14 protein-coding genes are annotated in these 20066 nt (G+C 59.1%); 6 read left to right on the top strand and 8 right to left on the bottom strand.

Going from position 1 to position 20066, the window contains the following annotated elements:
* Positions 1-219: 219 nt before the first annotated feature.
* The 3 genes from U9R61_RS10185 to U9R61_RS10175 form a co-directional block, all read right to left on the bottom strand.
* On the bottom strand, positions 220-1146 hold the full coding sequence (locus U9R61_RS10185) for an undecaprenyl-diphosphate phosphatase (protein WP_322488707.1): 927 nt from the start codon (positions 1144-1146) through the stop codon (positions 220-222).
* 152 nt (positions 1147-1298) lie between these two features.
* Positions 1299-2636 carry an aspartate aminotransferase family protein gene (locus U9R61_RS10180; RefSeq protein ID WP_322488706.1) on the bottom strand — a complete coding sequence of 446 codons (1338 nt, stop codon included), beginning with the start codon at positions 2634-2636 and terminating at the stop codon, positions 1299-1301.
* Between the two features lie 5 nt (positions 2637-2641).
* Positions 2642-3376 carry a metallophosphoesterase family protein gene (locus U9R61_RS10175; RefSeq protein WP_322488705.1) on the bottom strand — a complete coding sequence of 245 codons (735 nt, stop codon included), beginning with the start codon at positions 3374-3376 and terminating at the stop codon, positions 2642-2644.
* A gap of 267 nt (positions 3377-3643) precedes the next feature.
* On the opposite strand from U9R61_RS10175, the gene U9R61_RS10170 reads away from it, so the two are divergent.
* Complete coding sequence (locus U9R61_RS10170; RefSeq protein ID WP_322488704.1) at positions 3644-4384, top strand: hypothetical protein; 741 nt, start codon at positions 3644-3646, stop codon at positions 4382-4384.
* Between the two features lie 67 nt (positions 4385-4451).
* Here U9R61_RS10170 and U9R61_RS10165 read toward each other — a convergent pair whose 3' ends face one another.
* The 5 genes from U9R61_RS10165 to U9R61_RS10145 are packed head-to-tail and all read right to left on the bottom strand — an operon-like array spanning position 4452 to position 13267.
* The gene (locus tag U9R61_RS10165) at positions 4452-5627 is read right to left on the bottom strand and encodes a response regulator (RefSeq protein ID WP_322488703.1); all 1176 of its coding nucleotides are present in this window, start codon (positions 5625-5627) and stop codon (positions 4452-4454) included.
* Entirely contained in the window at positions 5624-7804 is a 2181-nt protein-coding gene (locus tag U9R61_RS10160) for a response regulator (protein ID WP_322488702.1), read from the bottom strand. Before U9R61_RS10160 ends, U9R61_RS10165 begins: the two co-directional genes overlap by 4 nt.
* Positions 7785-8183: a response regulator gene (locus tag U9R61_RS10155; protein WP_322488701.1), complete on the bottom strand. Its 399-nt coding sequence runs from the start codon at positions 8181-8183 to the stop codon at positions 7785-7787. Before U9R61_RS10155 ends, U9R61_RS10160 begins: the two co-directional genes overlap by 20 nt.
* Positions 8184-8195: 12 nt before the next feature.
* Positions 8196-11828: a PAS domain S-box protein gene (locus U9R61_RS10150; protein ID WP_322488700.1), complete on the bottom strand. Its 3633-nt coding sequence runs from the start codon at positions 11826-11828 to the stop codon at positions 8196-8198.
* Positions 11829-11830: 2 nt separating this feature from the next.
* Positions 11831-13267 carry a GAF domain-containing sensor histidine kinase gene (locus U9R61_RS10145; RefSeq protein ID WP_322488699.1) on the bottom strand — a complete coding sequence of 479 codons (1437 nt, stop codon included), beginning with the start codon at positions 13265-13267 and terminating at the stop codon, positions 11831-11833.
* A 195-nt stretch (positions 13268-13462) separates the two neighbouring features.
* Here U9R61_RS10145 and U9R61_RS10140 point away from each other — a divergent pair, with 195 nt between their 5' ends.
* From U9R61_RS10140 to U9R61_RS10120, 5 genes are all read left to right on the top strand, one after another.
* Positions 13463-16030, top strand: a complete 2568-nt coding sequence (locus U9R61_RS10140) for a PAS domain S-box protein (RefSeq protein ID WP_322488698.1) — start codon at positions 13463-13465, stop codon at positions 16028-16030.
* The gene (locus U9R61_RS10135) at positions 16031-16360 is read left to right on the top strand and encodes an HD-GYP domain-containing protein (RefSeq protein WP_322488697.1); all 330 of its coding nucleotides are present in this window, start codon (positions 16031-16033) and stop codon (positions 16358-16360) included.
* Complete coding sequence (locus U9R61_RS10130) at positions 16353-17990, top strand: hypothetical protein (RefSeq protein ID WP_322488696.1); 1638 nt, start codon at positions 16353-16355, stop codon at positions 17988-17990. Before U9R61_RS10135 ends, U9R61_RS10130 begins: the two co-directional genes overlap by 8 nt.
* 6 nt (positions 17991-17996) lie before the next feature.
* On the top strand, positions 17997-18422 hold the full coding sequence (locus tag U9R61_RS10125) for a hypothetical protein (RefSeq protein ID WP_322488695.1): 426 nt from the start codon (positions 17997-17999) through the stop codon (positions 18420-18422).
* A gap of 74 nt (positions 18423-18496) precedes the next feature.
* Positions 18497-20062, top strand: a complete 1566-nt coding sequence (locus tag U9R61_RS10120) for an ATP-dependent acyl-CoA ligase (protein ID WP_322488694.1) — start codon at positions 18497-18499, stop codon at positions 20060-20062.
* Positions 20063-20066: the final 4 nt, after the last annotated feature.

Raw genomic sequence — 20066 nt, 5'->3', positions numbered from 1 at the left:
AAGGTGGCAGTGGGGGCCGGGGGTGAGGGCCATCAGCCCGCGCAGCGGGTTTCGTAACCCTAGCCCGGCCCTGAAGGGCCGGCTCCCCTTCGCCCCAGCGGGGGATGTGGCCCCCGGCCCCTCAACCCGCTGGGGGAGGGGAGCTATGAGTATAGCCACCAAAAGCCACAAGAGTCACAAGGGTTGTTATGTGGCTTTTGTGTATGTTCGTGGCTATTCCTACAACATCCCCAGCGCGACTGCGCCAATAATCAGCACCCCAGCCACAATCCGGTAATAACCGAACACGGTGAAGTTGTGGGTGGCGATATAGCGCAGCAACCAGCCGATACAACCATACCCGACAATCATCGCCACTGTTGCGCCGAGCAACAGCCGGCCCCAATCGGCGGCCTGAATCTGGTCAAGGCTGCCGATCAAGTCAACCAACGTCGCCGCGCCGAGCGTGGGAATAGCAAGGTAAAACGAAAATGCCGTCGCGGTGGGCCGGTCGAAGCCGGCCAACAATCCGCCGACAATTGACGCGCCAGAGCGCGAGACACCCGGTACCAGTGCGAAGATTTGGGCGATGCCGACCGTCAAGGCCCGCCGGTTCGAGACGGCGGCAAAGTCAACCGCGGCACTGGTGCAGCCCTTGGCGCTACCCCGTTCGATCCAGAGAAAGATGATCCCGCCGATGATCAACGCCGCCGCGATGACTAACGGCGACTCGAACAGCACTGCTTTGATGAAATCACGGGCCACAATGCCTACCGCTGCCGCCGGCACAAAAGCGATGATTACACCGAGCCAGAGCTTGCGCGCCGTGGCGATCGCCGCCGGCTCGCCGCGCCCAATCAGGGCCTGGGCTTGGCCGAGCAAATCGCGCCAGTAAAAGAGCAACACCGAGCAGACGGTGCCGAACTGGATCGCAATCTCAAAGGTGCCGCCAATGCTGCCCTGATAGTTGAGCAATTGGCTGGTCAGCAAGAGGTGCGCGGTCGAAGAGATCGGCAGCCATTCGGTGATGCCTTGCACCATCCCCAACACCACTACCTGCCACCAATCGGGGTTGGCAGGCGCGGTGATGAGTAAGGCGAAAGCGAGCAAGACGGCAAACCCGATAAAGAGACTGGAACGGGGCAACGCGATCGATTGTGTTTGCATGATGGAATTCAAACCTTAATTGGTTACGTGAAAGATGGATCGAATACCTGTGCCAGCAGAGCGCAACGCTCAGTATATGAGAGGGTGTCTGCCGCTAAATGGAACGTTCTCTTATGGAATGCGGCAGTGATACTGCCGCACTCCATAGATGGCTACACACCCTCATCCTCATTCAACACCATCTCAATTGATGCCGCCACTGCCGCGACCGTTGCGCGAATATCCGCCTCGCTATGCACCGCCGAGACAAACCCGCTCCGCCCGCGCATCAGATCCACGCCATTAAGGTGCAGCGCCATACGCAACCGGCGCAAGAGCTGGACATCGCCGCCGCGCTTGAGCGTCGCGAGCGGCAGATTGCGCGGGATGTCGCCGGGGGCAAGATCAGTGGCTGGATCGACAAACACGTGGAAAATGGATCCATCGCCGAAAGCCGTCCACCCGCGCAACCCCTTGCTCGCAAAGAGTTCGTTCAGCATCTTGACCAGTAATTCGCCGCGTTGCGCCGCGATCGCGCCGAGTTCGCCGGTCGCGACGGCGCGCAGCATTGCGATCCCCGCCGCCGCTGAAAGCGGGTTAGCGTTAAAGGTGCCTTGTTGGCGAATGCGCCCGCGCGGCCCGTGCTCGTCGTGGGCCAGCAGGTCGAGCAGCTCGGCCCTGCCGGCCAGCGCGCCGCCGGGCAAGCCGCCGGCCACAATCTTGGCCAGACAGACCAGATCGGGGGTGATACCGGCCCGCGCGCAAGCCCCGCCGGGTGTGACGCGAAAGCCGGTGACGATTTCGTCGGCGATGAGCAAGACGCCGTAGCGATGGGTAATCTCGCGCAGGCCGGGCAGGAAATCGGCAGGCAACGGGATTGAACCATACGATGCGCCGGTTGGTTCGAGGATCACCGCCGCCACATCATTGCGCGAGGCTAGCGTTGCTTCCACTTGCTCAAGATCCGTTGGCAAAATCATCAAGCTCGCCAACGTCTCTGGCAACACGCCGCGATTAGGATCATCGGGGTCGGCGCCGGGTACCAGCGCGTCGTGCCAACCGTGAAAATGGCCGGCAAACCGGATCAGTGTCGTCTTGCCGGTGGCGGCGCGGGCAAGGCGCAGCGCCAGCGTGGTTGCTTCGCTGCCCGAAGCGGTAAACCGGATGCGCTCAGCTCCCGGAATCAGCGCGGCGATCAAATCGGCCCATTCCAGCTCCAGCCGGTGGCTAGCGCCAAGATGGGTTGACACCGGCGCTTGCCGTTCGATCGCCTCGACAATCGCCGGGTGGCCGTGGCCGAGCAACAGCGCGCCGTGGCCGCACCAATAGTCGATCATCCGATTGTCATCCACATCCCACTTATACGGCCCGTTAGCGCGTTCCATGAAGAGAGGGAAAGGATCGGCGTAGCGACCATCGTGAGTCGCGCCGCCGGGAAAGCGTTGCAAGGCGCGTTCGGCCAAGACAGCCGAACCGGCGAATCGTTGGCGGTAGAGTTGTTGGAGTGACATACGCATTACATCCCTACGCTGAGGCGATAGATCAGCGCCGCCGGCAAGCCATAGCTGCGCATCTGTTCTTGAGTGCGTTGCACATCGTAAGCTACCCGCTTAAACGTCAGGATCTGCTTGTCGGTGTCGAGGATAGCGTAGGCGGCTCGTGGATCGTGATCGCGCGGCTGGCCGACGCTGCCGGGGTTGATGAAGTAGCGCGCATCACTGGTGAGCGTAATGTGGCTATTTCCTTCCGGCATGATCCGCTCGCACCGGTCTTCGTCGTTGGGGCAACGAAAGGCAAACTGGACGTGCGAATGCCCGATGAAGCAGACTGGTTCGTGAAACCATTCGAGATTGGCGAGCGCCTGCGATGGCATGAGCAGGTATTCCCAGATCGGTTCGCGCGGACTGCCGTGCGCAAGATAGTAGCGATTGTCAGCCGTGTGGGCTGGTTGGAGCGGCAACATCCATTCACGGTTCGCCGGTTTGAGTTGGGTGCCGTTCCAAAGATTAGCCCGCCGGGCATCAGGGTTAAAGTCGTTGAGGCTAATCTTACCCAGACAGGCCAAATCGTGGTTGCCGGTTAAGATAACCGTGGCGTGCTTCTGCATCAATTCAATGCACTCGTTCGGCGCCGGCCCGTAGCCGATCGTGTCGCCAAGGCACCATAACGCATCAAACGAACCGGCATCGGCTAGCACTGCTTCAAGTGCGACGATGTTGGAATGAATATCAGAGAGGATCAGAATCCGCATATCTTTACGTTTTGACGATGCTCGCAGCCAGATCGTATAATTGGCAGCGACCCGGTTATCAGGAGCGTCGCCGTTATGGTTGAACCGTCAGGACACTGCCCGTACCTTGGATTAAAACAGAATCAAGCGATCCGGTTTGCGTCGCCGACACCAGAGCATCGCTGCTATGCAGCCGGGCAGGCGCAAGAGATTCCTCAAATTGAACCTGACTATCAAGTTCGCTATTGCTTGTCGGCGTCCCATGTACGTTGCCCATTATACATGGGGATGCCATTACCTACAACGTCCACCCCGCTGGCAGCGGCTGCGCCGTCCGGGGCAGCGCCGGCTGCGCTAGCGCCGGTCTCAGCCTCACCTGCGAGCGGTCTGCGGGCATGGTTCGCCGATCTAGCGCCGCGTGATCGCGTCATATATGGTGGATTATTGGCAGTGTTACTGTTGGTCTTGTTCGGATATGCGCTGGGCGGCATTGCCTTTGTTGGCGCAATGCTCAATCCAACCACCGCTCCGACTGTAACCGGTTCCACGGTCGCGCCGCCGCCGACGGCAACTTTGACGACGCCTTCACCGACTGCTACCGAGTCTTCCTTACCCACCGTGACGTTGTCGCCCATAGCGGCCGCTTCGCCAACCGCAACTCTGCTCCCTTCGCCGACAGCGACGCCTTACGAATTGATCCCGGTGACGAACACGCCGACGATCCCGATTATTATTCCACCGCCGCCGGTATTCTTCACGGCCACCCCGACGCCATCGCCGGAATTACCACCGACCGAGCTGCCAGTTGCCACGCCAGACATACCACCGGCAGAGACGCCAACGGTACCGCCAACGGAAGCGCCCACAGCGGCACCCACCGAAGCGCCGGTGGAAGTGCCAACGGAAGCACCCACAGCGGCACCCACCGAAGCGCCGGTGGAAGTGCCAACGGAAGCGCCCACAGCGGCACCCACCGAAGCGCCGGTGGAAGTGCCAACGGAAGCGCCACCGCCTACGGCAACCCCTTAAGTGAGGACGAATCTGAAGTGCGGCAGTTCAACTGCTGCACTCCAGACTCCATGGTATGGCTGCGCTTTTACCCCGCCGCCGGCGCAGTTGCTTGGGGCGCTGGTGCAGCTCCCAATTGCTTTACCAACTGGTCGCCAAGGTACAATATTTGCTGTACAAAGGGATGTTTTGGTTGCTCGAGGATCAGCGGCATGCCCCGATTGACAGATGTCACGACCAGTTGGCCGCCGCTAATGACGTGGAAGTTGATCTTGCGCCGCAAGACGCGCTCGATTTCACCGACGCCGATCCCGACGCCTGAATTGGTCCGATTCAAGACAACGCTGATCGCGTTGGGGTTGATGCCTAACTGGTTCGCTAAGCTAAGGAACAGACTTGTGTTCTTGAGCGGGCCAATTTCCGGCGTAATCACCAGCAAGACGCGATCGGCCCGATCAAACACTGACAGCGTGCGATCGTCATAGCTCGTTTGGCAATCAACGACGACATAATCGGCGCTAACGGCCAGCAAATCAAGGATCTGGGTGATGTGATCGGGATTCACCAAGTCCGCCTCTTCGGGGCGGGGCGGTGCCAGCAGGGCCTGCAAGCCGGAAGGATGGGCCAGCAGCACCTGATTGACCATTTCACGCTCAATCTCATCGCCGCTGCGCACAATGTCAACAATGCTGCGGGTTGGTGCAATATTTAGGTGGACAGCAATGTCGCCGAAGGTGAGATCGGCATCGAAGATAATCACGCGCTGGCGGGTACGCAAGCGAATGGCGAGCGCCAACGATACCGCAATGGTGGTTTTGCCGACGCCGCCTTTCGCGCCAAATACGGCGATAATTTTTCCCTGCCGCAATGATGCGCTCGGCGCTTCGCTGGCCGTGCGGGCGAGCAAGTTTTTCACCCGATAAACTAGCTCTGGCGGTTCAAACGGCTTGGCGAGATAATCATTCGCGCCTGCTTCAAAGCCAGCGATCTTGGCGCTAATATCGCCTTGTGCCGTCAACATCAAGATCGGCAGCGTTTTGGTCAACGGGTGCTGGCGCACGCGCTTGCAGAGGGTATAGCCATCAATGCCGGGTAGCAGCACATCGCAGATGAGGGCATCAGGCGGAGCTTTGTAAATCTGCTGCAAGGCCTCTTCGCCGCTAGCTGCCCGCCGCACCTCGTAGCCGGCATTGCGCAACATCACCTCAAGCATCTCGGCGACAACGTCGTCGTCATCAACGATGAGCAGTGTTGGCAGTTTCATGAATGACTCCTCTCGGATGCAGACAGGCGATCGAGCAGGGCTGGCAAAGCCCCCGCTGCTAGCGGGAGCAAGAGATAGTCATCGGCGCCGAAGGCGATCGTGGCAGCGGCGCGCGGTTCAGCCGCCGCCGGCGCGATCGTCACGACCCGCGCCGCAGGAAAATAATCGCGCAGCGACATCAGGTGCGGGGTTCGCACCCCTTCGATCTGGGTCATATCAACCAGAATCAGGTTGGGCGGAATGGGCGATTCGTACTTGAGCGCATGTTCAACCGTGTTGATCACATCGTATATGATGTTGTGTTCGGTTAGGGCTTGGCGCAGCAACCGGCGCTGAATGCCATTGGCGCTGATGAGCAGCGCGCGCCAATTGAATTGCTGGCTGGCCGTCGAGGGGACGGTTGCGGCTATTGTGATTGCCGAAGGGGCTTCGCTGCTGGTCGTGTCAACCACCACCCGGTTGCGACCAGCCCGTTTGGCTTGGTACACGGCGGCGTCAGCGGCCTGCATCGCCTCGATCTGACTGCGATGCTGCGGATAGCCGGCAATGCCGGCGCTAAAGGTGACACTGAACACACCCGCCGTCCCGTAGTGGCGCAGGGCGGCAAAACTGTTGCGAATGCTATCAATCAGTGTGCGCGCTTCAATGACGGACGTATTAGGTAAAGCGACCAAAAACTCTTCGCCGCCGTGCCGCCCGATCAGATCGCTCTTTCGTAACCGTTGGTGCAAGAGCCGGGCAAAGCTGCGCAAGACCTGATCGCCGACAACATGGCCATAGCTGTCGTTCACCCGTTTGAAGTGATCGATATCGATGATCGCGATGGCCAGCGGTTGTTGCAACCGTTCGGCGCGGGCAAACTCGCGCGTTAATTCCTCCTCGACGGCCTGATGGTTGAGCAGGCCGGTCAGCCCATCGCGTAAGAGAAAACGCTGAATGGAGCGCGCCCTCCCGGCCCGAGCCGAAATTGCGGCGACCAGATCCTCTGGCGTGATCGGTTTCGAGAGAAAGTCATCCGCCCCCAGCGAGAGGGCTGATTGCTGTTGGCTGCGGTTGGTTTCGGCTGACAGAAAGACGATCGGTATGCCAACGTAGCGATCTTGTTGGCGAATGACGCTGGCCAGTTCTTTGCCGCTGCAAATCGGCATGTACATGTCGAGAATGATTAAGTCGGGTTGAAAGGCCTGCAACTGGTCGAGCGTCTCGCGCGGGTCGGCAACCGCGCGTGCGTACATCCCGGCGGATTCCAGACTCTGCACGCAGCGCCGACCAAAATCGGGATCATCATCAACGATCAACACTCGCAGCGGCATATTCTCTTCCGCGCCGGTCAGGCGATCAAGCGCGTCGATCAACCGGCCAGCGTCTACCGGCTTGGCAAAATAGGCATGCCCGCCGCTGCGCACTGCCGCTAAGCGGGCCGTAAAGTCATCCCGTTGCGAGATATAAATGACCGGCACCGGCGCCGTGCGCTCGCGCTGAATGGCGGCAATCGCCTCGGTGCCGGCGAGATCGCCGCTGGGAAAAACGACATCCATTATAATCGCCGTCGGGTTGAGCGCGCGTACCAGCGTTGGCAAGCCTTCCAGATCATTGGCGAGATGGACATCGTAGTCGAAGAGCCGAAGCTGTTCGCTCAAATTGGTTGCAAAGTCCTTATCGTCTTCCACCAAGATAATCGTATGCGGGCGACCGTTCGGTTCCCGTGATGCGGATACGCACGGATAGATGGTTGGCTGTTGGGATGGTATTTCGGGTGGCGGCACCGGCACCGCTGGTTGATCGGTAGGGGTTAGCGCTGGCGCCTGCGCTGGTTCCGATGCCGATTCCGGCAAGACGGTCGTAACTTTGCCTTCCTTCACCATCCGCTGCAACAGCATCATCTGCTGGGCTAAAGCATGGCGTGCGGTGGTATCGAGCGGCTGGTCATGTTCGAGCCACGCTTTCAAGCCAATATCAATCTCGCGGGCAACCGCACCCAAATCGGCAAAACCGAACATCGCCGCCGAGCCGGCCAGTTTGTGAGCAAGTTGGCGGGTCTCCATCCCAGCCGTCTTATCCCACTGGCTCTGCTCGAGCTGGCACCAAGCCGCCACAATTGCCTCGACCCGTTCGTTAATCTGCGCGGCGTAGCGCCGGCGTAACGCTTCAAACTGTTCAGCAGGATCGGGTTTCATAGGCTTTCGTCCAGATTGCAGCCACCTGCGCTGATAACGTCATCGGATCAAATGGCTTCGAGATGACATCGGCTGCTCCGAGCGCCAAGTATTGCTCGACTTCGTGGCGCTGGACGCGCGCCGTCATAAAGACCACTGGCGTCTGCGCCAGCGCCGGTTTCTTGCGCAGTTCGACCAGCGTCGTCGGGCCGTCTATCCCCGGCATCATCACATCGAGCAGGATCAGATCAGGCGCAAATTGTTCAGCTACCACCAACGCTTCAGTGCCTGAACTGCACATCTGCACAGTGTAGCCGCCAACCGCTTCTAAGGCTAATTGGGCCACCATTTGAATATCAGGATCGTCTTCGACGAAGAGAATTTTCTGGAGTGATGCCATGCCAATTCTCCTTTATTTAGTCAATGTGGGCGAGGTTGCGGTTGGAGCAGCCTGATCGAGCAGGCGCGTCACGGCGGCCAAGAGTTCAGTATTCGTCGTGCGTGATTTGACCAACGTGACGGCGACGCGATTGGCAATGTCCGGGTCGAGATCGCGCACCGAGAAGAGGATGACTTGCAGCGGCGGTTGCTGGCTCTCGATCAGTGGCAAGAGTTCGATCCCGTTGCCGTCAGGCAAATTCTGATCGAGAATGACTAGATTAAACGCTTGGGTATGCAACAAGTGCTGTGCTTCAGCGATGGTGGCCGCCTGTTGCACCTCAGCAATATCAGCTAATAACAGCCGCACGACGGCGACCACATCACTATCATCCTCGATATGCAGGACTTGGGGCCGGTTCGCGCCAGCGCGCCGCGCTGCCCGGCGCAACGCGATGAGCAGCCGTTGCTGATCAATCGGCTTTTGCAACCAGTCTACCACATCAACGCCTTCCCCGCTGATCGTTTGTTCTTCGTCGGCTCGTGCCGATACCACCACGACCGGGAGATTGCGCGTGCGCGCTTTGTCGCGCACTTCGCGGATAAAGGCGCTGCCGTCTTCGTTCGGCCACATCAGATCGAGCGTCATCGCCCGGTAGTCGCGTTGTTGCAAGAGTTCGCGCGCCTCGGCCAAAGTGTGGGCAACGTCGGTGGCATAGCCGGCTTGCTGCAACATCAGTGACAGCAGCGCCGCAATGTCGGGATCGTCTTCGCAGATCAAGATCCGCGGCGCATGCTGCGGTGTTGCCGGTATCGGCAAGGAGGTGGCGTTTGCCCGATATTCGAACAAATCAACGTAGAAGCTTGTGCCGACGCCGGTGGCGGTGACGAAGCCAATCTGGCCGCCGTGCCGCTCAACGATGGCCCGGCTGATGCTCAGGCCAAGGCCAGTGCCGCCTTGCTGGCGCGTGTTTGATGAGTCGGCCTGCGCGAATTTCTTGAAGATGCGATCGCGGAACTCGACCGGAATTCCCGGCCCGTGGTCGGTAACGGTCACGCGCACCCGCCCCTGTGGTTCGCGACCGATCGCCACTTCCACTTTGCCCCCCGCCGGCGAGAATTTGACCGCGTTGGAAATCAGGTTGGTGAAGACCTGCGTCATTCGATCGGGATCAACGTACACCTGCACATTGGGCAGGGTGGCGGTCAATTCAATCTTGACATCGTATTGCTGGCCGTAGCCGCGATTAGCTTCGATCGTCTGCCGCACCAGCGTATCAAGCACGACCGGTTGCAGCTTAAACACCATCTTGCCCGACTCGATCTTCTCGATGTCAAGGATGTCGTTGATTAAGCGCACCAGCCGCTCGCTATTCTTGAGCGCAATATCAATCATCGCCGCAGCGCGAGGCGGCAATTCGCCGGCCACCCCTCCCGCTAGTAAGCCGAGCGAGCCGCGGATCGAGGTCAGCGGCGTGCGCAATTCGTGCGAGACGACCGCCACAAACTCGTTCTTCATCCGCTCGACTGCCCGCCGTTCGGTCACATCTCGGAAGAACCAGACTCTACCGTAGTAATCGCCTTCGGCACTGATGACGGGTGCGCTATAGCGCTCGAACGTGCGGCCATCTTTCAGCTCGATTTCGGTTTTGCCGGTCAGGTGTGGGTTCGCGTAGAGTTCCTCGATCTCGTTGCGCACCCGCTCTGGATCGCAGACTTGAGCCAGCATAGCTTCCATACTGGCCACGCAAGTCGCCTGTTCAATCGGCAGATCTTCGAGACCCCACATCTCGCGGAAGCGCCGGTTGGCATAGAGGCAGCGTCGTTCGGGCGAAACGACCAGCACGCCGTCGGGTGAGGCTTCGGTCTGGCATTCGAGCAGCGTCTTCTGGAAACGCAACTCTTGCTCGGCCAAGCGGCGGGCCGTAATGTCGTGGAAACTGGCGACAACGGCATACATCTGCCCGCGTTCATCACAGAGCGGTTGGGAATTGATCGAGATCCACGTCAGATCGCCGCTTGGTTTGCGCACCCCCATAATCACATCACTTTGCGGGCGTCCGGTGGAAAGTGTGATCATTGCTGGGTGCTCTTCGCCGGGGAAGGGGCTGCCGTCTTCGTGAATCGCCTGCCAGCGCGGATCGAAACTAGTGCGGCCTATCAGTTGGTCGTAGGTCAAGCCGAGAATCCGTTCGGCGCTAGCGTTGCAGGTCTCGATCATGCCAGCCTTATTCATCACCACGATCCCCTCGCTCATCACGGTGATGACCGAGCGATAGCGGGTCTCGCTGGCGCGTAGCTCTTCCTCGCTCTTCTTGCGCGCGGTGATGTCAAAACGCACCGAAAGGTATCGTTCAGGTTTGCCATCTTCGCCAATGAACGGCACAATCGTTGTATCAACCCAAAACAAGTGGCCATCTTTGGCCCGGTTGCAGATCTCGTTGCGCCAGATGTGACCAGATTTGATCGTGTTCCACATCTCGGCAAAAAACTCCGGCGGATGCACGCCCGATTTGAAGATACGGTGATCCTTCCCGATTAACTCATCGGGCCGGTAGCCGGTGATCGCGCAGAACCGTTCGTTCACTTCGAGGATACGCCCTTCGGGATCGGCAATCGACAGGATCGCTGATTGATCGAGCGCATTCATCACGTCACGACTCTCTTTCAGCGCCGCGCGCAGCATGCGATCCATCTCTTTTTGATGGGTAATGTCTGACTCGATCGCGATAAAGCGGGTGAGATTGTGCTGATCATCGTAAACCGGCGAGATGTCAAGCGCGAGCCAATAGTGCCGGCCTTGCTTCGTGTAATTGACGATCTCGACTTTGATCGATTCCCCGTTGCGCAGCGCTTGGCTGATCGCAGCTACCGTAGTCTGATCGGTTGCCGGTCCTTGTAAAAACTCACCCGGTTTCCGCCCGCGCACTTCGTCGAGGGTGTAGCCGGAAATGCGGGTGAAGCCTTCGTTGACCCATTCGATCAGACCGTTGCGGTCGGTGATGATCACCGCGTTGTCGGTATAACGCGCCACCAGTGACAGCATGCGCAGTTGGTCAGCTTCGCGGCGGGCGCTGCGGGCAAAGGGGCGGATGACCAGCAACCCGCCAGCCGTCAAGAGCAAGAGGATCATCACCAACACACCCGCTTGCATCAGCGAAACCTGATCGCGCAGGGCTTGGCTTTGCATGAGTAAGAGACTGCTAGTGGCGCTCAGATCGCTCTGCACTGAGATCAGGTTGGTCTGAATGGCGCGCAGATCGAGGTTATCCCGGTTCAGTTGATCGAGTGGCGCTTCAACTAAGTTGTTGACGTAAAACAGAAAGCGATCAAGTGCCGGAGTCAGATGATTAATCGGGGTTGCCGGCGCTTCCTCTAGCAATCGTTGGTGAGTCTGGTGCAGTTCAGTGCTCAGTGTGCGCAGTTCGGCCCGGATCGACGCCGCTTGTGAGGCATTGGCATACAGGGCGAGCTCAGAGGCAAGCAGCGCCGTTTGCTGGGCGCGGATCTGCTGGCGGTGGGTCAGATCGAGCAGCGTATCGTACTGCGAGAGCCGCAGCGAATTGATCGCGAGCAGCGAGTAACCGCCGATCGCGAGCAAAGCAATCATCACCAGCCCGCCAATATACGTGCGCGTCAGTCGTTGAATCGGTGAGATGTGCGCCATAGTCAAGCCTCTTCGCGGAGGGCGGCAGGGAGGGTGAACCAAAAGGTTGCGCCCTGTCCCGGTGTGGACGAGACATCGATCACGCCACCATGAGCCATCACCACCTTCCGGGCAATGGCAAGCCCAAGCCCAGTGCTCTTTTCGCCGCCGGTTGGCCGGGCTGATAACCGGCTAAACGCTTCAAATAGCCGGCTGCGTTCATCGGGGCTAATCCCCGGCCCTTGATCGGAGACCGCAAATTTCCACCAGTCGCCGTCACGTTCGGCGTTCACGGTAATGGTGCTGCCGGGAGGCGAGAATTTGACCGCGTTCGAGATCAGGTTGTCGAGCACTTGGCGGAGACGCAATGGATCGGCATACACCGTGCCATCAATCGCCGTAGACAGTTCGATGCGGGTTTGTTTGGGGTTTGCTAACAACTGGTGGCGGTTGATCGTCTCTTCCAGCAACGGCTTGATCGCCACTGGTTCGGGTGCAATCGTCACGGTGCCATTCTCAATCTGGCTCAGATCGAGCAGATCGTTCAGCATTGCCAGCATGTGTTGGGTTTGGCGATAGATGTCATCGAGCATGCGCTGGCGCTCTTCCGGCGGGCGCTGTAATTGTTGGTTGCGCAAAATAGCGGCCATCATCTGGATAATCGCTACCGGGTTGCGCAAGTCGTGGGCCACCATGCCGAGCAGGTTGTTCTTGAGCGCCGACAAACGGCGGAGTTCGGCGTTTTGCTTTTCGAGCAGCTCTTTCTGCGCCGCGAGTTGCGAGACGAGGTCGCCTTTTTCCACGATCACCGACAACTGTTCAGCGATCTGCATATAGCGTTCGACGTGCTCGTTGGTGTAGGTGTTGTCTTTAACGCTCGAAAAGAAGATAAAACCGACCGGTACGCCGTTGGCGATCAGCGGGCAGGTCAGCGACGAGCGAATCCCTTCGTTGACGATCAGACGGGTTGATTCCGATTCGGGCTTGCGGCGCAAATACTGCACGAGATCGTTGATAATGCGCGGTTGGCCGGTCTGCATAATCGTCTCAAGGCTGCTACCGGCCATCGGCGCTGAGTAACCGCGTTTCAAATGGACTGCCGGCAAGCTGGTGCGAGCCCAGCGCGCGCGCAATACCTTACCACCGTCTTCGAGTAGAGCAAACCCGATCCGCTCGTAGGGAATCACTTCACGAAAATCGTTGTAGACGCCATCGAGGATCTCATCGAGCAGGAGACCGGCATTAATGCGGGTGGTAATGCGGTGCAGCGTCTCAATCTCGCGCTGGCGGCGGGCAAGGCTGGCCGCCAGTTCACGGAGCGAGGCCGCCAGCCGGCTGATCCGTTCGTCGTGACTTTGCACTGCTGGCACCTCAATCGCGAAGTCGCCATCGCGCAGGTGTTCGGCAATTTCGACGAGCCGTTCGATCTCATCGGCCGTGTGATCGGTGATTGATGTCATAGCGCGGCTCCTCGGAGTAGTGCGGCGACTCTTTGGTGTATTATACGTCGCTAATCTTTCCATAACATTGCTGTTTAGCTACGAAAGGCGCGAGTTGCGACAATTGCGCCTATAACCGATCAATTGGTGCGTTTTTCGCTGCACCAATTTGTTACAATACCATCACGCAAGCACCCACCTTGCGCTGGTGATGCTATGAAGAATAAATCACTTCCAACCCAGTACCGTGTTCGCTTGACTGGCGGCTATATCCTGATCGCGACGATTTGGCTCTTGATCGTGCATTTCTTGATGCAGCAGAGTCAAGCGCTGCCGTCTTGGACGCGATTGCCGCTCGATATCAGTTTTATCGCCGCCAGCGCCTTGTTCGGCTATAGCCTCATTACCCAGCTTTGGCATCAAATCGACTTGCAACGCGGCTTGAGCCGTTTAGCCACCCGGCTGCATCAACTATCCATTAACGCGCCGCCGTCACCGCTCTTCGAGCAGGAAGTGTGCCGGTTGGCGATCGAAGAGGTTGGCTTGCGCCTTGCGTGGATTGGACTGGTTGATCCGGCGACCCAGCAGGTTGTGCCGGTAGCGCGCTGGGGGCCGGCCAGCGATTATGTGGATGTAGTGCAGATCCGGTTGAGTGATGCTGAGCGTAGTCGGGGCCCGACCGGAACGAGTTTGCGGCTCGGCCAGCCGGTGGTTGCCGCCGATATTGCAACCGATCCGTGGATGAAGCCGTGGCGTGATGAAGCCTTGCCGCGCGGGTTGCGATCGTCGGCGGCGCTGCCGCTGCATATTGATGGCCGGGTGATCGGCACGCTGAATCTGTATGCTGGGCAGCCGAACTTGTTTAGTGACATGGTGATTGATATCGGCATGTTGTTGGCCGGGAATTTGGCCCGGATCGTCGAGTCGCGCCAACGTGCTATGGAACGTGATGCGGCTCAAGCGGCATTTCAGCAGAGCGAAGCCCGTTTTCGCCGCTTGGCCGAACAAGCGCCCGATATTATCTTTCGCTATGTGCTTACACCACAGCCGCAGCTTGATCTCGTCAACCCGGCGGTACGCGATATTCTTGGCTATGAACCGGAACAATTGCTCGCGCAGATGCCGGCGTTTAGCGAATTCATTGATCAACCGCAGATCGAGCAAGTTGAATGCCTGATCGCCCAAGGCCGCGGCCAGACTCTGCTGCATACCCGCCGGAGCGATGGCCGGTATGTCTGGCTCGATGTGCGTTTTGTGGTGGTTGATGGCGCTGTCGAAGGGATTGCGCGCGATGTGACAGTGCAGGTCGAAGTGGCGGCCCGGTTGACGCGCTACGAGTTGCTAAGCGCCCATGCCCGCGATATTGTCCAGTTTATCCGCGGCAGTGACGGCCAAATCCTCGAAGCCAATACTGCCGCCGAACGTGCCTATGGTTATAACCGGGCCGAGCTCTGCGCCAAGACGATTTTTGACTTGCGTTCGCCTGAGACGCGCCAGATCATGCATGATCAGATGACGAAGGCTAATACGCAGGGGATTTTGTTTGAAACGACGCATCTGCGCTGCGATGGCAGCGTGTTTCAGGTTGAGGTGAGTTCGATCGGCGCTGATATTGGCAACGAACGAGTGCTGTTGAGCGTGATCCGCGATATTACCGAACGCAGAAAAGCCCAAGCCGAGCTTGATCTGCTGCGTACGGCACTGAATGCGTCAGCGCAGGCGATTGTGATTACCGATATTCACGGTGTGATTGAATGGGCGAACCCGTCGTTTACTGTGCTGACCGGCTATCCGGTTGCCGAAGTCATTGGCCAGCCTACCCGTTTGCTGCGCTCAGGTAAGCATGATCAGTCGTTTTACGCCGCGATGTGGGCGCAAATCCTGAGCGGCCAACCATGGCGAGGCGAGCTGATCAATCGCCGCAAAGACGGTTCGCTCTACTACGAAGAGATGACCATTACGCCGGTCAAGTGTGATGGCATGATCGAGCATTTCATTGCCGTGAAGCAAGATGTTTCCGAGCGAGTGCAACGCGAACAGAAGCAGGCAATGATTGATGCGTTGGCTGAGGCAATGCGTCCGGCCCAAAACCGGACTGAGTTGGCGTGGGTGTTGGGGACGCAATTGCATGAAATAACCCAAGCCGATGCGGTGGCCTTGTGGCGGAAACTGGACGATGAATGGCAGATCGAGCAAGTGTGCGGCGATGCCGTCCGCTTTGATCGGTTGGCCGAGCAGTTGCCAAGGTGGCAGGAGCAGTGGGAACATCGCCCCTTGTTGCGCGAATCGGCCCCCGTTGATCTGATGCCCAATGGTGACATCGTTGTCGTTCCATTCCGCTGCGTTGATTGCACTAACGATCATTGCCATGCGGTGGCGACATTGATCTGCGCACATCCTATCTCGGAACAAATTGTTGATATCTTGGTGGCTGCTGCCGAGCGGGTTGGCAACGCGCTGCGCCGCACCGAGTTGTTTGAACAGATTCAGCGCGCTAATGACGAATTGCACGCGGCCTACGATGCCACCATCGAAGGTTGGGCCCGGGCCCTCGATCTCCGCGATCACGAGACTGAAGGTCATTCGCGCCGCGTGACCGAACTGACGATGCGCATCGCCGAGTGGATGGGATTTTCGGGCGAAGAGCTGGTGCATATCCGGCGGGGTTCGTTGCTGCACGATATTGGCAAGATGGGCATCCCCGACGCGATTTTGAATAAGCCCGGCCCGCTCGATGAACGGGAATGGGCGATTATGCGCACCCATCCCACGCTGGCGGTCTAATTGCTGCGCCCGATTGCCTTCCTTGCTCCGGCGCTGGCCATCCCGTGGTGCCACCACGAGAAATGGGATGGCACCGGTTATCCGCGCGGTTTGCGCGGCGAGGATATTCCTTTGGCCGCGCGGATCTTTGCCGTGGTGGATGTTTACGATGCGCTGACCAGCGCTCGCCCGTACCGGGCAGCTTGGTCGCCGGAACGCGCGTTGACTTATATCGGTGAACAGGCGGGCCGTCATTTCGATCCGCACGTGGTTGAGGTGTTTTTGGCGCTCTACGCCGAGAATGGGTATACGTGGGACGGGTTTGCCAGCGAGGAATCACACTATGCTTGATCGCTGTAGTACCGATGTGACGCTCAGCAAAGAGGAATATCAGCAGACTGCTCCTGAATTGCAGGCGCGGCTCTTTGATCTTGAGCAGATGTTGCTTGATGCTCGCATCCCGACTATTTTCGTCTTTGAAGGTTGGGCCGGCACGGCCAAGGCCCGCACGATCGCTACCCTGACTCGCCGCCTCGATCCGCGCGGTTTTCGTGTGCATTCTATCACGCCTCCCCGCACCTATGAACAACAGTATCCGTGGTTGTATCGCTTCTGGCTGAAGGTGCCGAGCTATGGCCAGATGACCTTCTTTGATCGATCGTGGTATCGCGAGTTGCTGGCCGCCTACACCACCAAGGGCGATCGCGATCAGTGGCGCACCCGGTGCGAAGATGCGGCAATCTTCGAGCGCCAATTGGCTGACGATGGCGCGCTGATCCTCAAGTTTTGGCTGCACATTACGAAGAAACAGCAGTCGCGCCGGTTTGCTAAGCTCTTGGCCGATCCGCTCAATGCGTGGCGTGTGACCGAAGAGGATCGCTGGCAGAACCGGCATTACAAGCGGGTCTATCGTGCCGTCGAAGAGATGCTGGTTCGCACCGATACCGCCTTTGCACCGTGGCACATCATTCCGGCGGCTGATAAGCGCTATGCACGCTTGACAGTGCTGCAAATCATGGTCGGAGCATTGGAAAGCCGGTTAGGGATCACTGCCGCCGATCGCGGCACCAGCATTGACGATAGTGGGGTGGGGTTGCGGCGCTACAATGTAGCAATCCGGATGCCGGTGTTGGGTGCGATTGATAGTAAGCCGGCAGCAGTGGTGGCTATGCCTATTGCCACGACGAATCACCAGATCGAACCGATCCCGACGCCAGTCGTTACCACGCCGGCTGTGCCGCTGCTGCGCGCAGCCGGGCCGTTGCAGCGCGTCGATCTGAGTTTGCGCCTTGATGACGATACGTATCACCGCGAGTTGAAACAGTTGCAGGCCAAACTGTATCTGCTTGGTTTGCAAGTCTACCATCAAAAACGTCCGGTCGTGTTTGTGTTTGAAGGCTGGGATGCCGCCGGCAAAGGCGGCGCTATCCAACGCCTGACAGCCGAACTCGATCCACGCGCCTATACCGTGCATGCCATTGCCGCGCCTGCCGGCGACGACAAAGCGCGCCACTACCTCTATCGCTTCTGGCGCCGCTTGCCGCCCCGTGGCCAGTTCGCCGTCTTCGATCGTTCGTGGTATGGCCGGGTGCTGGTCGAACGAGTCGAAGGCTTTGCTCGGCCCGATGAGTGGCGGCGGGCCTTTGCCGAGATCAATCAATTTGAGCGCCAGTTGGTCGATTTCGGCGCGATTATTGCTAAATTCTGGCTGCATATTAGTCCTGAAGAGCAACTGCGCCGGTTTGAAGAGCGCCAGCATGTGCCGTATAAGGCTTGGAAACTGACCGATGAAGATTGGCGCAACCGTGAGAAGTGGCCGCTCTATCTCGAAGCCGCCGATGAGATGTTGCTCCGTACCAGCACACCGGTTGCGCCGTGGACGATCGTCGAGGCGGAAGATAAGAAGTACGCCCGTATCAAAGTCTTGCGCACAGCAGTGCATGCGCTTGAATCGGAGTTGGGGCCGGTGAAATTGGAGTAGGATGCGATGTTTGCTAATCGATGGCTGCGTTGGAGTATAGCCATTATAGCAGGGTTGATGGTCGCGATCGGCTTGGAGCTGGCGCTTGGCCCCGGCGGTGGCGGCATGGGTGTGGCCTTGAGCCTGATCGGCGGCGGCGTGATTACTCATTTGCGCCAGCGGGCCGCTATCTCGTGCCGGATCGATGGCCCGCGTCTGCGCCCGTTGCAAGTCAGTGCGTTTGGCTTGATGGGCCTTGGGGTGCAGTGGTACCAGTTGTACGGCAACGGCGCGGTCGCTACCCTCAGCGCATTCTGGCCGGCGCTCGGCGCATCGTGGTTGCCGTTGGCGCTGGTGGTTGCCGGTGTGGGTTGGTTGGCCTTCCTGAGCATCGGCAGCGATTGCCGCGATGAGCAGTTGCTGGCCGCGATGGGCGAACACGAACGCCCGTAAGGGCAATGCATGCGTCGCCCTCAACATGCGGTACAATAACCCTATCATCCGCGTTAAGTGGCACGAATCCGCCTATGCAGACACTCTGGCACGCTCTCGATTCGCAAGCCGAACGCCAGCCTGGTCGCGTTTTCTTGCGTTTTGCCGATCAAGCGTGGCGCTACGCCGAAGCAGCCGGACTAGCCCGGCGCGCCGCTGGTGTCTTTGCCGAGCTTGGCGTGCGTCCCGGTGATCGGGTTGCGCTGATGCTCGGGAATACACCTGATTACCTGTGGGCATGGTTTGGCAGCGCGTGTCTCGGTGCCGTGACAGTGCCGATCAATATTCACCTCAAGGGTGATGTGTTGCACTACATTCTTGACCATGCCGGCGCAACGGTGCTGGTCATCGAGCAGTCGTTGCTCGATCGCGTCGAGACGATGCGCGATCGCTTGCCGGCGTTGCGCCATCTCATAGTTCGGGGTATGGCAACAGCGCCGGGCAGCTTCGCATGGCACGATCTGCTCGCCGCTGCGCGGCCCGCCGATCCTTCTCCCGGCAATGCGACCGATCTGCACAGCATTCTCTACACCTCCGGTACTACCGGCCCGCCCAAAGGGGTGATGCTCAACCACCACGCTTATCTCCACTCGGCGGCGCTCTTTGCCGATGTCATGATCGGCGCGACGGTGGATGATGTTTTTGGCACCAGTCTGCCGCTCTTTCATATTAACGCGCAGGCTCATACCGTGTTGCCGGCGATCTACCGCGGTACGACGATCGCGCTGCTCGAACACTTCAGCGCCTCGCGCTACTGGCGGCAATTAGCTGATCTAGGGGCGACCATCTGCAATCTGCTGGCTGCGATGATCCCGATCTTGATGAAACAGCCGTCATCGCCCGATGACCGTACCCACTGGGTGCGCATCGCGGCCTGCGCGGCCACCCCGCCCGATCTGTGGCGCGCATTTGAAGAGCGGTTTGGCCTGACGATTATCGAAGGCTATGGCCTGACCGAAACTACCGGTTTCTGCGTCGCTAATCCGCGTGACGCGGTGCGAGTGGGTACCTTCGGCACCGCTATGCCGGGGTTTGAGCTGGCGATCGTTGGTACCGACGACACCCCGCTTCCGCCCGGCGTTCCCGGCGAGATCGCGATTCGCCCGCAGCGCGAGAATCTTATCATGATGGGGTATTACCGGCAGCCTGAACAGACCGCGACGGCAATGCGCGGCGGCTGGTTCCACACCGGCGATCTGGGTCGGCTCGATGAGGCGGTGTATGCGATCTTCATCGACCGGCTCAAACAGTCGATCCGGCGGCGCGGCGAGAATATCTCATCGTGGGAAGTCGAGCAGGCCGTCAACACGCATCCAGCCGTGCTTGAGAGCGCCGCCGTCGGCGTGCCGAGCGAATTAGGAGAAGAAGAAGTCAAAGTCGTGGTGGTGCTGCGCCCCGGCGCGACGCTCGATCCGCTCGAGTTGGTGCGCTGGTGCGAAGAACGGCTCGCCTATTTCGCCGTGCCCCGCTACATCGAATTCCGCGACAGCTTGCCCAAAACGGCGACTGAGCGGGTCGAGAAGTACAAACTCAAAGCTGAGGGGGTTGGTAACGCATGGGATCGCGAGGCGGCTGGCTATCGGATCAAGCGATCGCGCTGAGATA

It is taken from the genome of Chloroflexus sp., from assembly GCF_034431535.1.
In the GTDB taxonomy this organism is placed as follows: Bacteria; Chloroflexota; Chloroflexia; order Chloroflexales; family Chloroflexaceae; genus Chloroflexus.
This window is presented reverse-complemented; position numbering and strand designations above follow the sequence as displayed.